The 12,534-nt window shown below is 44.5% G+C and carries 11 protein-coding genes; 3 read left to right on the top strand and 8 right to left on the bottom strand.

All coding sequences use genetic code 11. The annotated features are described in order from the left end of the window. Nucleotides 1-121: 121 nt before the first annotated feature. The 3 genes from torA to torE are packed head-to-tail and all read right to left on the bottom strand — an operon-like array spanning nt 122 to nt 4,026. A complete protein-coding gene (gene torA / locus L2717_RS08735; RefSeq protein WP_220772875.1) occupies nt 122-2,611 on the bottom strand; it encodes a trimethylamine-N-oxide reductase TorA in 2,490 nt (829 codons plus the stop codon). Between the two features lie 15 nt (nt 2,612-2,626). Then, nucleotides 2,627-3,805 carry a pentaheme c-type cytochrome TorC gene (gene torC, locus L2717_RS08730; RefSeq protein WP_220772876.1) on the bottom strand — a complete coding sequence of 393 codons (1,179 nt, stop codon included), beginning with the start codon at nt 3,803-3,805 and terminating at the stop codon, nt 2,627-2,629. Between the two features lie 44 nt (nt 3,806-3,849). Then, nucleotides 3,850-4,026 (bottom strand): trimethylamine N-oxide reductase system protein TorE, encoded by a 177-nt coding sequence (gene torE, locus L2717_RS08725; protein ID WP_220772877.1) that lies wholly within the window; start codon nt 4,024-4,026, stop codon nt 3,850-3,852. Nucleotides 4,027-4,505: 479 nt separating this feature from the next. On the opposite strand from torE, the gene L2717_RS08720 reads away from it, so the two are divergent. Further along, the gene (locus L2717_RS08720; RefSeq protein WP_220772878.1) at nt 4,506-5,858 is read left to right on the top strand and encodes an NCS2 family permease; all 1,353 of its coding nucleotides are present in this window, start codon (nt 4,506-4,508) and stop codon (nt 5,856-5,858) included. Nucleotides 5,859-5,897: 39 nt separating this feature from the next. Here L2717_RS08720 and L2717_RS08715 read toward each other — a convergent pair whose 3' ends face one another. Beyond that, nucleotides 5,898-6,329, bottom strand: coding sequence for a CBS domain-containing protein (locus L2717_RS08715; protein ID WP_220772879.1), 432 nt, complete (start codon nt 6,327-6,329; stop codon nt 5,898-5,900). 403 nt (nt 6,330-6,732) lie between these two features. Next, nucleotides 6,733-8,091 carry a YjiH family protein gene (locus L2717_RS08710; RefSeq protein WP_220772880.1) on the bottom strand — a complete coding sequence of 453 codons (1,359 nt, stop codon included), beginning with the start codon at nt 8,089-8,091 and terminating at the stop codon, nt 6,733-6,735. A 695-nt stretch (nt 8,092-8,786) separates the two neighbouring features. Between L2717_RS08710 and L2717_RS08705 the strand changes: the two genes are divergently transcribed. Beyond that, on the top strand, nt 8,787-9,488 hold the full coding sequence (locus L2717_RS08705; RefSeq protein WP_220772881.1) for a DUF998 domain-containing protein: 702 nt from the start codon (nt 8,787-8,789) through the stop codon (nt 9,486-9,488). A 126-nt stretch (nt 9,489-9,614) separates the two neighbouring features. On the opposite strand, the gene L2717_RS08700 is transcribed toward L2717_RS08705, so the two are convergent. Both L2717_RS08700 and ubiU read right to left on the bottom strand, forming a co-directional pair. After that, nucleotides 9,615-10,496 carry a U32 family peptidase gene (locus L2717_RS08700; RefSeq protein WP_220772882.1) on the bottom strand — a complete coding sequence of 294 codons (882 nt, stop codon included), beginning with the start codon at nt 10,494-10,496 and terminating at the stop codon, nt 9,615-9,617. A gap of 35 nt (nt 10,497-10,531) precedes the next feature. Continuing rightward, a complete protein-coding gene (gene ubiU / locus L2717_RS08695) occupies nt 10,532-11,533 on the bottom strand; it encodes a ubiquinone anaerobic biosynthesis protein UbiU (RefSeq protein WP_220772883.1) in 1,002 nt (333 codons plus the stop codon). Nucleotides 11,534-11,670: 137 nt separating this feature from the next. On the opposite strand from ubiU, the gene ubiT reads away from it, so the two are divergent. Continuing rightward, nucleotides 11,671-12,204 carry a ubiquinone anaerobic biosynthesis accessory factor UbiT gene (gene ubiT, locus L2717_RS08690; protein WP_220772884.1) on the top strand — a complete coding sequence of 178 codons (534 nt, stop codon included), beginning with the start codon at nt 11,671-11,673 and terminating at the stop codon, nt 12,202-12,204. Nucleotides 12,205-12,275: 71 nt separating this feature from the next. On the opposite strand, the gene L2717_RS08685 is transcribed toward ubiT, so the two are convergent. Further along, the gene (locus L2717_RS08685) at nt 12,276-12,530 is read right to left on the bottom strand and encodes a YfhL family 4Fe-4S dicluster ferredoxin (protein WP_220772885.1); all 255 of its coding nucleotides are present in this window, start codon (nt 12,528-12,530) and stop codon (nt 12,276-12,278) included. Nucleotides 12,531-12,534: the final 4 nt, after the last annotated feature.

Below are 12,534 nucleotides of genomic sequence, written 5' to 3'. Positions count from 1 at the left end.
GTATATTCCTCAATGTTGATGCTTAAGTTTGGCGCTAAGATTGAATACTTAGATTTTGGGGATTAGATTTTTACACGCAGGATACGCCATATTCGGCGCACCCAGCGTGATGGGTTTAAGCTTAGATTTCAACTTCCAGTGGGCCATCGAAGGAGCTGACCTTAGGTACTTTACCTTGGTATTTCTCAAACTCAACTAAGCAAGTATAAGCAGAGCAAGCTTGGGCAAGCTTTGATGTGCCTATGTCCAAGGTGAGAGTGTTAGGATCGCCATAGCTACACAACGCGCCGACTTCAGCACCGCCCTCAACGCTGCCATCTTTACCCACAGGGCCATACCAGGCGCCTTCGTGAATACGCACAACGCCTTTAGGGAAATTGTTTGATATCACAGCGCCCGCCAACAGTTGGCCACGGTCGTTAAAGACTCGTACGATATCGCCATCTTTGATGCCGCGCGCTTTTGCGTCGACAGGGCTGATATATACAGGCTCGCGGCCATTGACTGCGTAGGTTTCGCGGTACTCTTGCGATTCACACATCTGCGAGTGCAAACGTTTATCAGGGTGGCAAGATTGTAACCACACTGGGTGTTTGTCTGAACCGGGTCCGCCATGGCTACGCTCGGCTTTTTCCATCCAGGTAGGGTGGCCTTTACAGTCGTCGTAACCAAACTGGTCTATTTTACGGCTAAATATTTCAATTAAGCCTGATGGAGTGCCTAGTGGATTGATTTCTGGATCGTCTCTAAAATCGGCATGGCGCGTCCATACTTCTCCATCGCCAAAATGTACATAACCTTGTTTCCAAAAGGTGGCAAAGTCTGGCATGTCGAATTTGCCTGCATTAGCGGTTTTACAGTCGTTATAGAGGTTTTGGATCCATTCCATTTCGCTTAAGTTACGAGTGTATTCTTTTTCCTTGCCAAGCACGGCGGCAAAACGAGTAAAAATTTCAAAGTCAGACAAACTATCAAATAGCGGCTCAACCATTTTTTGCATAGCCAAAATACCGCGGTTGGCGTAAGCACCATAAACATCAAGATCGTTGCGCTCATAGGTCGTACAAGCGGGTAGCACAATATCCGAGAAACGGCAGGTCGCTGTCCAGTTTACATCGATACTGACCACGCACTCTAATTTGTGGAAAGCCTGCTTCATACGGTTTCTATCTTGATGGTGGTTCCATGGATTATTACCTGAGAACACCATCATTTTAATATCGGGATAGACCACTTTTGAGCCGTTGGCGTCAATAGTTTTACCGGGTTCGAGAATCGCGTCAATCCAACGGGCAACCGGAATGGTACTGCTGGCGCCCTTAAAGTCAGTGCTATCGAAAAGCGGTTTTTGATTTTCGTCTAAGTTACGTGGAAAAGCCCCCGGCGCTGCGGCGCCCGATGCAGGTACACCAATACTTGAGTAGTGGTGACCATAGCTAATGCCACCACCTGGCAGACCAATTTGACCCATCATGGTCGCTAACACCGCTGCCATCCAATAGGGTTGTTCGCCGTGCTGTTGGCGCTGAATGCACCAACCCATCATAAATTGGGTGCGGCCTTTAACTAAGGTTTTAGTCAGGTCGCGAATAACATGGGCCTCAATACCGCAGATGGGCGCGGCCCATTCAGGGGTTTTGGCTATGCCATCTTTAGTGCCCATAACATAGGGAACAAACTCTTCAAAGCCTAGGCTGTAACCTTGGATAAATTTATCGTCGTAGAGTTTTTGACTAATCATCTCGTGGGCGATAGCCAACATTAACGTCACGTCGGTTTGTGGGTTGACGTAAAGTTGCTCGCAATCTAAATAGGTTTGGGTTTTTGATATCACGGGATCGATACTGATCACCCGAATCTTGCCTTGTTTGACCTTTTCTTTTAGCTGCGCAAGGTAGGCAAATGATTCGTGAGTTTCAGCATTCCAACCCACTTGTAGGTTTTTATACGGATCGTTTGACCAGAGGATAATAGTATCGCTGTGCTCTAAAATCAGCGGCCAAGAAGTACCTTGGGCGTAAACCTCCGTCGAACCTAATACATAAGGCATGATGGTTTGGCCAGCGCCAGTCGAATAGTCGCCAATTTTCTTCACATAATTGCCGTGCATACCCACAGCGCGCTGCATATGGCTGGTGCAAGAATGCAGTTGACCCGTGGCTCGCCAACCCGTTTGCCCCGCATGTAGGCCCGATGGACCATATTTGGTTTGTACTTCATCGAGTGAATGTTTAAACAGTCTTAATGCTTTATCCCATGTGACCCGAACGAAGCGAAAATCACCCCGTTGCAAAGTATTACTTTTATGGCCCTTGAGTAAAAAATCTAAACGCACCATAGGGTAACGCACGCGAGATGGGTTATAGACCATGCCGCGGATACCGTTAATCATGTCCGTTGGGTACTTGTCGAGGTCAAAGGGTTTTACCTCGGAAATTACGCCATTTTTGCGCTTAATTTTAAAGGCGCCAAAGTGTGAGCCTGTAGTTAACCATTCGTCTTCATTAATGCCTGTTTTGGCTAAGGCATTTAAGGGCGCTAACACTGAGCTGCCACCTAAGGCGACGAAAGAGGATGAGGCGATGCCTTTTAAAAAATCTCGTCTGTTCATGGTATTACTCCCGAATTAGTGCTCTTTTTTCACAAAAGTAGATGAATGTTCCTGCAGATACTTCTGCACTAACGCTTGGGTGTCTTGATCCATATTCACAAAGGCCAACATGCCTTGGAACATCCCCGGCCAAGTATTGGCATCAAAGTGCGCTTCATCGGGTTGGGTATGACACACACTACAGCTTGAGCGGAAGGTCGTTTTGGCATAACCCCAAAGCGGTTGCAGATCGGTCAGCAGGTAATCTTTCTCGGTCCAAATTTGCGCTTCAACCCGCTGCCATTTTAGGCCTGTCATTGGATCTTCTTTTTCTTCAAAGGTTTGGATAACGCCTTCGGTTTCAGCGGCATCTTTGGTCAACTGTGCAGACAAAATATTCACGCCAAAGTCCATGTAGATCACGCGGCCAGCACCAATCTTTTTACGCCAACCTTCAATGCTAATTTTGATGCGCTTACCTTGGGTATCAAGCACTTTGACTTTAGTCGCTACATTGAGTGTGCCTGCTTCCACATCGCCCTTATCAGTGAAGAATAAAGGCTTAGTCAGAGCACTGTAATAGCTTTGATTGGTTTCGACTGAGCTAACACCTGAGCCAACTTCGGCAATCAGTTCTGGCGCTCGAGCAGTACCCATTTCAGGTAAATGGTGAGCAATACCTTTGTGGCAATCGATACAGCTTTGGTCGATTTCGGCGGCACGTTTCATCTGTTTTTGGGCCAGCGGTGACATGGTTTCCCATTTCATCGAGTTGTAGTTGTGGCAGTTTTTACAGGCTAAGGAGTTATCTCTATCAAAACGTTTCCATTCACGACTCGCCATTTCTAAACGTTTAGCTTCAAATTTTTCAGGGGTGTTAACGGTATTAAATAACCAGCCCCAGACATCGTGGGAGGCTTCCATTTTTCGGGCGATTTTACGGCTCCAGTTATGCGGCACGTGGCAATCGGGGCAGGTGGCGCGCACACCAGAATGATTCGACCAATGCACGGTTTCTTGTAACTCTTGGTACGGTTTGCTTTCCATACTATGACAGCTGATACAAAAAGCTTCTGTGTTGGTGGCTTCGAGCGCAGTGTTAAATCCGCCCCAGAAGATAATGCCCATGATAAAAGCGCTGATACTCACGGCGCCTAAGGTGAGCGCTTTGGTGGGTTGATTTAGTGTGCGCCAGAGGTTAGTTAACCACTTCATAATCGCGTCCTCAAAAAAGTAACTGCATGTTAAATAGCTTTGGATTAGTGGCTGACAACGCCGCCGAAGGCTTGGATCATCCAAATGACGAGCCCATAAAAACCGATCCCAGCGATGGTGAGCGCGGGGAAGAGTAGGAATATGATGAACCCAAGCGCTTTTAATTCACGGCCGCGCGTGGATGATTCTGGTGTTTGTGCTTGCATATTGGACTTTGCCATTGGGATAGTCTCCGATCGAAAGCGATTTTTGATAGGGTTACTATAAAGTGTAGGTGTGAATAGGCTTGCGTGTAGGCATGAACGAGATTTGATAAAATATGAAAGATTATGAAAATTTGTAATGACGATTTATTGTTGGTGATAACTTTCATCTAGGTTGTTTTTTCAAACAACAGAGTTCTGTTTTTACTGCTAATTATTTACCAAAGTCTCTGTTGTGCCTTAGCTTTTTTCGGTTTTTTCCCGTATTATCCGCGGCCAACAACGGCTGTGTTTATTAGCTTAACTACGGTTAACTCTCGAAAAGCATACAGCTTGCAGATCATGGATTTTTCCCATAATAGGAAAATGATATGGATCTCTCACCTAAGTCTTACTGAGATTTAGGGCTCTAATCTGCCGCAGTCCGTGTCGTCAATTGCATTTTAAGCCAATTGGTATCGACCCTATTTTAAGAGATCACAAGGTATAACCCTATTATGTCTGAGCAATTGAGTTCAACAGCCGTACCCTCTGGTTCGTTTCTGGACCGTTATTTTTCTATCCAACAACGTGGCAGTAGTGTTCGCCAAGAAGTGATTGCGGGATTGACCACTTTTTTGGCGATGGTTTACTCCGTCATTGTGGTGCCAAACATGCTAGGCCAAGCGGGGTTTGATCCTGGCGCTGTGTTTATTGCTACCTGTTTAATCGCGGCCTTTGGTTCATTGCTGATGGGCTTATGGGCTAATTTACCTATGGCCATTGGTTGCGCTATTTCGCTGACGGCCTTTACTGCTTTTAGTTTAGTGCTCGGTCAGGGCATGTCGATTCCGGTCACATTAGGCGCCATCTTCTTGATGGGGGTGATGTTCACATTAGTGAGTGTGACGGGGATTCGCCAATGGGTACTGGCTAATTTGCCCAAGGGGATAGCCCATGGTACAGGTATCGGTATTGGCTTGTTTTTACTCTTGATTGCCACTAATAGCGTGCAGTTGATTGTGGCTAATAGTGCGGGTTTACCGGTGAAGTTAGGTGATATTAATAGCTTACCTGTTATCGCGACTGTTTTAGGTTTGGCGGCGACTATCGGTTTAGAACGTCGCGGCGTACCTGGTGGGATTTTACTCGTGATTATTGTGTTGTCGCTATTTGGCTTAGTGTTTGACCCGAGCGTTAAATACCAAGGTTTGTTTGCCTTACCCGACTTAACCTCTGAACATTCCCTGATTGGTCAGCTTGATATTATGGGCGCTTTTAATCCTGTGGTATTGCCTATCGTGCTCGCATTAGTTATGACGGCGATTTTTGATGCCACAGGGACTATCCGCGCCGTGGCAGGGCAAGCAAATCTACTTGATAAAGATGACAATATTGTCGGCGGTGGCAGAGCCTTAACCTCAGATTCTGTTAGCAGCATGGTGGCTGGCTTGGTTGGCGGCGCACCGGCGGCGGTATATATCGAGTCGGCGGCGGGTACTGCTGCGGGTGGTAAAACGGGGTTAACGGCGACGATTGTTGGCGTACTGTTTTTATTGATGATGTTTCTAGCACCGTTAAGCTATTTAGTGCCAGCTTATGCGACAGCGCCAGCGTTGATGTATGTGGGACTATTGATGCTGAGTAATGTAGCAAAACTCGACTTTAACGATAAAGTCGATGCCATGGCAGGCTTAACCTGCGCTGTATTTATTATTTTAAGTTGTAATATCGTCACCGGTATTATGTTGGGTTTTGTCACGCTGGTGGTGGGTCGTATTTGTAGCGGTGAGTGGCGCAAACTAAAAGTAGGCGTGTTAGCAATTACCCTAGGTTTAGTGGTGTTTTATATGGGTGGTTGGGCAATTTAAATACTCAAACGTTATGCTAAAAAGCGAGTACTAACTGACTTAGCACTCGCTTTCTGCCAATGAAAGATGTTCTGAATAAGCTCGAAGTAAGTCTTTCCAAGTAACGATACCCACTAAGCGGCCATTATCGAGTACCGGTAAGCACCCAACATGATGGTCTAAAATAAGATGGGCGGCGGTGTCTAAGCACACATTTGGGGCAACGGTGATGGGGTTTCGAGCCATAACCTGATGCACGCGTTTTTGTAAGGTTTCTAAGTCCTTAACTGTCTCGCCGATACTGCCAATATGAGGGCTAATGGCACGTAATAGATCTCGCTCTGAAAGTACTCCTTCCAGTTTGTTATTATCAACCACTAATAAGTGATGGAAATTTGCTTGTTCGAATATATCTTTTACCACATTGAGGCGATCGTCCATTTCTATCGTGACGATACGGGTGCTCATAATATCGGCGACAACAATCGACATAATACTCCCCTCCATAACTTATCCGCCCTAAGGCTGATTGATTTAATTCGCTTCATTACAGCTACTTATAACAGAGTGCTAGTTAATTAGCTAACCCCATTACAAACTATTAACTTAATGCTCATTACTCCAAATTATGTGCCTATTCAGTAGCCGTGCGACTTTCAGTGTCGGGTTCAATAAGGTCATGATGGTTTTTGTTAGAAATAATGGTGCACTAATGTGGCAGCGTTGGTCGATAGATAAGTACGCTATGTACCTCAAAGACGATAGGCATTGAGTATGATGAGTCTTGAAACGTAAACATAAAAAAGGAGCCCAGTAGAATGGGCTCCTTTTTTAATGGTTTTTATGGCTATCTGCTAATGTTGATTTGACGTATTGGACTTACATTAGCGGAGCATTAAAAGAGTAAATGCGCTACACCCGCGATAACTGGCAGTGTGACTAAAGTCCGTAGAATAAACACCACGAACAGCTCAACAAAGTTTACTGGGATTTTACTACCAATAAGTAGTGCGCCTACTTCACTCATGTAAATCAATTGAGTTACCGATAAAGCTGCAATCACGAAGCGGGTCATATCCGATTCAATCGAGCTGGCAAGAATTGACGGAATAAACATATCCGCAAAACCGACGACAATCGTTTTAGAAGCTTCAGTGGCTTCTGGAATATGCAGTAATTCCAGTAATGGAATAAATGGCATGCCGAGATAGTTAAAGATAGGTGTGTGCTCGGCAATAATCAGCGCCATGGTACCAATGGCCATGACCACGGGAAGAATACCAAACACCATATCGAGAACGTTTTTAATCCCTTCATTTAAAACGGCTTTGATGCCACCAGCGTTGGCCGCTTTCTCTAAGGCTTTATCAAAACCCCAAGATAACGCGCTGTGTCCAGCGGGGATCAGCTCATCATCTGGCGTACGTGGCGTATCGTCGATGTAGTTGTCTTTCTTCCACGACAGTGGTGGCAACTTAGGCACAATCACTGCTGCAGCAAAACCGGCTAAACATACTGTTAAATAGAAGGGCACAAACATGTGCTCTAACTTAACCTGCGAGATAACCACTAAGCTGAAGGTAATCGATACCGCCGAGAACGTGGTGCCGATAACGGCGGCTTCTCTTTGGGTATAAAAGCGTGCTTCATATTGTTTACTGGTTAGTAAAATCCCGACACTGCCATCACCTAACCAGGATGCCATACAGTCGATGGCGCTACGACCCGGTAGATTAAATACTGGACGCATGATTTTAGTTAGCAGTGTGCCAAATAGTTCAAGTAGGCCAAAATTAAGCAGTAGTGGCAGTAACATGCCGGCAAAGATAAATACCGAAAATAATACCGGTAGTAAATCGTTTAAGACTAAAGCCCCAGTGCTTGATGAGTTAATCACCTCTGGGCCTAAGCCTAAGTAAGTCAGTACGATAAATACTGCACCTACGATACGTGCCGTCAACCATAAAGGACTGACATTTAATAAGCCATTTAGGAAGTGACTCTGAGTCACAAACTTGGGTTTAAGTACTTTTGACAGTAAAGATGCCAGCGCCATTGCCACCACAATAATGGTCACTATCAGGGTTAATACACCGCTTAATGCGCTTTGTAATGCTTTAGAAATGATCGCGATAGGAATAGTAATCGCATCGTTATAGCTGATAGGTGTCATAAATAATAACAGGCCGATCAACGAAGGGACGATAAAGGTGAGTATCGTCTTTATATTGCGGTTTTTATTTTCAGTAGCCAATTTTGTACACCTTAAAGTACGAGTCGTACATGATAAATTTGAAATTTTTAGCCATATCTAGCAGGTTTTTACTGTCCACTTAGATGCATTTAAATTCAACTCAAAAATGAGAAGGGGAAGATTACTCGCTTAGCCTTGCTATGTAAAACGATTCGCTAGTTAGTTTGATATAAGCAGCAAAACAGCATAGTTATTTTGCTTAAGTTGTTGATGATATTTATGCAGTACTTTTAAGTGTAGAGGTTTATAAATTATTTAAAACAATGGGTTGGCTCAAATTGTTATCGAAGTGCTTTTATGATGTTATATTTTTTTATTGAAGCCATGTGCCAGCTTTTTTTGAACAGAAAAACGCCCGTAATATGGCCTAGTAGCAGTATTTGTTGGGTTATTGCTCGATTACTGTCTGCTAATCCGATATTTATGGTTGAAGGGCCATGTTTAGGATGGTTTATGGATATTGCCGTGATATTCAACATACTTTGGCGTATAGGGTACATTTTTATGCGTAAAAGATTTTAGTCTTTATGTATATAAAGAGGTTGTTGCAAGCAACGCTTCCGCTAGATGGCCTGACTAAAAAGTCGTTAATAATGAAGAAAGTAAAAATTTTTATTCATAAACAGGATGTCCGCCGCTTTAAATCTTCTTATTTACATGTAACTTAGTCATATTGTTATCTAACTTCCGTATTCATGATTGATAAAGTAGAGCAGATGACGACAAAAGGCGCCTCAACATTAGCCATTAAATTTGGGTTTATGGGGATTTATGGGCTGCTAGTCGGGATTATTGTTGGGGTTTTGGGGTTTGCGGGTTCGGAATCGCAGGGCTTCAATTTTTTAAATCATACCTTAAGTGAATTAGGCACTTACGGTCATTCCTCTTTGGCTGTTATCCTTAACGGTGGCTTGTTTTTTGGCAGTTTAAGCGTGGTTTTATATTGCTTATCTTCCTTACCGCACTTGAGCTCGTCATGGGAATCGCCCTTCTTTATTTGTTTGGCATTAACGTTTTTGGCTCTGGCATGTATGGGATTATTTCCGGTAAACGTGTACCACTTACATGTTTTGGGGCTGAAATGGTTTTTTTACTTAGGGAGCTTAAGTGCATTTTTACACTTAAGTTTAATTTGTTTTGGTCAGTCTCAGTTTAGCCGTTGGACAGGGTTACTGGCTCTGATCGTATTGTGCAGTATGATGACATTTTTATATGCACCGCAATTACAGTTAGGCCTAACCGAGGGTGATAGGCCATTTTATCAAGAGATGGTGATGCAGTTACCCCGTCCACGTTTGTGGTGGCCAGCCCTATTGGAATGGATAGGGCTGGGGAGTTTATTAAGTTGGACAAGCGTCTTATTGTTCAGTCAGTTAAGGACCAAGCTTAGATCGTAACCCTGCCTCTCTCTTCTATTTATACTCTATACGATCAGCAACTTTGCGCTAATAGCCTGTTTAGCGTATCCATTACTTCAATATTGTCCTTTGATAGCGGCATGATTTTTTTACTGGAAACATGGTTTATTCACTGTGATGCATGGTTAATCCCGCCTCTCCAAACCAATAGCCATTACATTGTTCTGCACTTAACGGCACCGTATTAGACTGAAGCGCTGATGGTGTGTTAATGCTATCGACTAAGGCGCTGGCTTTGGCAATGCACTCTAAGCCACTGGGCGATACTCGAAATACATCGACTCCCATTTGCGTCATGGCGGCGAGTTCGCTGCGTAAATCTAAGCAGGCCGCCGATTGAGTTTGAATACCATTTAAGCGTAATAGTGGCTGTTGTTCTTGGGTTTGCGCGAGCAGCCCTTTGCTGTATTGACGGCAAATGGTTTCGCAGCTGTCTTTGGTGAGTTGCTTATGGCGTGCAGTAAAACAGCGGGCTGAATGGGCTAAAGGCAAATAACCGTGCCCGAGGACTTCTACTTCAAACGCTGGTTTATCTTGGATCACTTGGCTAAGCCATGCCTTAGATAACTCAATCGGCATGACAAATCGTTGCATACCAAAGCGCGCTAAAATATCTAAACTGGCGCGATTATAATTGTTGATACTCGCACCGCACACGAAAGGTAGCTTATGTTCTTTGGCCAGATAAACCGCCGCCATATCGTTGGCTTCAATGATAAACTCTCCATTATCGACTTGACGTTTAAGCTCGGTATATTCAGATGGCGCTTCAATAAGTGCCAGCGTCGAAATCACTACGTCTTTACCCGCTTGTTTGAGCATCTGCGCAAGCTCAAGATAATCGCCCCATTTGAGTTCACGTCTACGGCTACAAACGGCTTCACCGAGATAAACTAACGGAATGTTACTGGCTGCGACTTGCTGATAAAAATCTGATACCTGTTGTTTCTGCCAGCAATATAACAATGGGCCTAGGGAAATGTTCATAGGTGTCCTTTCTTCTCATTAGGTGTGATTGCCGATTATTGCCAGTTGCGCTCGTAGGCACCCAGTGTGGTGATTTGGCCTTCAGAGACCTTAGCAAGGGCTTGCTCCCAGTGGGATTGGGTTTGAAACTTATCGGGATGGTGCAAATAGGTGTCTATTGCTTGGCGCCACACTTTAGTGACTTGCTCAACATAGGCTGGACTGCGTTGGCGACCTTCAATTTTAAGCGACACAATGCCTGCTTTGGCGAGCTCAGGGAGCAAACTGAGTGTATTTAAGCTGGTGGGGGATTCGAGTAAATAGCTAGGAGAATCTTGCTCATCTGTTAGATATCGACCTTTGCAAACAACAGGATAGCCCATTTGTTCATCAAGGGTCGATTTATCAATCAACACATCATTGAGGCGGGTTAATCTATCTTGGCCTTCCTCTTGCCAGCGCACATGTTTAGCGGGTGAGCATGAGCCGCCCGTATTGGGGGATTGCCCCGTCACATAGGAAGACAGATGACAGCGGCCCTCGGCCATAATACAGAGGCTACCAAAGGCAAATACCTCAAGATCAACAGGGCTCACCTTAGCAAGATCGCGCACCTGCTTCATCGATAACACCCTTGGTAATACAACGCGGGCAATATTGAACGCTTCTTTATAAAAATTCAGTGCGCCAAGATTGGTGGCACTGGCCTGTACCGAAAGATGTAGCGGCAGTTGCGGATAATGTTTATGGGCATAATCGAGTAAGGAAATATCGGCGACAATTAGGGCATCCATACCGAGTTTTGCAGCTAAATCAATGGCCTGATACCAGCGGTGTTCTTCAGTCGGCTTAGGGAAGGTATTGAGAGTTAAAAAGATTTTTTTACCACGGGTTTGAGTGAACTCAGCGGCTTCTTGTAATTTGTCTGGGGTGAAGTTTAATCCCGCAAATGAACGCGCATTAGTATCGTCTTTTAATCCTAAATACACAGCGTCAGCTCCGGCTTGTATAGCCGATTTTAGCGAGGCGAGATTTCCTGCTGGACACAACAGTTCCATAATGATGCTCCCGATAAAAAGATAGTCGCAGAGTTTAGGGAAGATTGAATGGCGGTGAATTGATTTAAAACAGGTTTAAGATCATAAAATCTCGTTAAACTGCGATATATGTATTTATTTTTACTAGGTAAGCGCCCATGTCTGCTGTTTTCTCTGCAAATTTAGCAAAGCAACTTCTTGAATTTACACCTAAATTGATAGGCTTCCCCCTTGCTAAGGTGCCGTTTAGCTTTAAGGCAAAAGCCATCAGCCAATTACTTGGGGTGTTATTAGCGCCACAAACCCAAACCGATGAGCTCGATTTTTTGGCTAATAAATGGGTGGCCATTTGCGTAGAAGACTTAAAGCTGGCATTTGAGGTGAGTTTTGATGGTCAATGGCAAGTCAGACCGTTAACTGATGCTCAGGTCACTTTTAGTGCCAATTCGGCAGAGCTGATTTTAGTGGCAGCCGCAAAGGAAGATCCAGATAGTTTGTTTTTTCAACGTAAACTGAGTATTCAAGGTGATACAGAATTAGGACTTGAAGTGAAAAACCTTTTGTTAAGCATAGAGTTTGCCTCTATGCCTGCACCTATTCGTCTTAGCGTTGAAAAATTAGCCGCAGCCATTGAGCGGTTACAAATCGAAGCTAAACCAACGAGCATTCTGTCTAAATCAGCGAGTTTTTAATGTAAGTTATTGGTATTTACCATTGCGCTCAGCAACAGCCTTATCACTGATAGGGCTGTTTGTTTATGCTGTTATTCGATTTTTTGCGTTAATACAGCAAATTTGACTAATAGCTCATCGTTGGATTCGACGTGGTTAGGATCAGGATCGATACAATCAATCGGGCAGACCGAAACACAAGTGGGCTTATCGTAGTGGCCAACGCATTCAGTGCAGCGGTCAGGATCGATTTCATAGATCTCCTCACCGAGCGTGATCGCCTGATTAGGGCATTCAGGCTCACACATATCGCAGTTGATGCAGCTGTCGTCGATCAGTAGTGCCATCTGG

The sequence above is a fragment of the Shewanella glacialipiscicola genome (assembly GCF_023283485.1).
Taxonomy (GTDB): Bacteria; Pseudomonadota; Gammaproteobacteria; order Enterobacterales; family Shewanellaceae; genus Shewanella; species Shewanella glacialipiscicola.
This window is presented reverse-complemented; position numbering and strand designations above follow the sequence as displayed.

Bases quoted from the DNA above. Each gene is read 5' to 3' on its own strand.
- torA (WP_220772875.1), bottom strand. From the start codon at position 2,611: ATGAACAGACGAGATTTTTTAAAAGGCATCGCCTCATCCTCTTTCGTC.
- torC (WP_220772876.1), bottom strand. From the start codon at position 3,805: ATGAAGTGGTTAACTAACCTCTGGCGCACACTAAATCAACCCACCAAA.
- ubiU (WP_220772883.1), bottom strand. From the start codon at position 11,533: ATGGAACTGTTGTGTCCAGCAGGAAATCTCGCCTCGCTAAAATCGGCT.
- L2717_RS08685 (WP_220772885.1), bottom strand. From the start codon at position 12,530: ATGGCACTACTGATCGACGACAGCTGCATCAACTGCGATATGTGTGAG.
- L2717_RS08705 (WP_220772881.1), top strand. From the start codon at position 8,787: ATGATTGATAAAGTAGAGCAGATGACGACAAAAGGCGCCTCAACATTA.
- L2717_RS08720 (WP_220772878.1), top strand. From the start codon at position 4,506: ATGTCTGAGCAATTGAGTTCAACAGCCGTACCCTCTGGTTCGTTTCTG.
- ubiT (WP_220772884.1), top strand. From the start codon at position 11,671: ATGTCTGCTGTTTTCTCTGCAAATTTAGCAAAGCAACTTCTTGAATTT.
- L2717_RS08700 (WP_220772882.1), bottom strand. From the start codon at position 10,496: ATGAACATTTCCCTAGGCCCATTGTTATATTGCTGGCAGAAACAACAG.
- torE (WP_220772877.1), bottom strand. From the start codon at position 4,026: ATGGCAAAGTCCAATATGCAAGCACAAACACCAGAATCATCCACGCGC.
- L2717_RS08715 (WP_220772879.1), bottom strand. From the start codon at position 6,329: ATGTCGATTGTTGTCGCCGATATTATGAGCACCCGTATCGTCACGATA.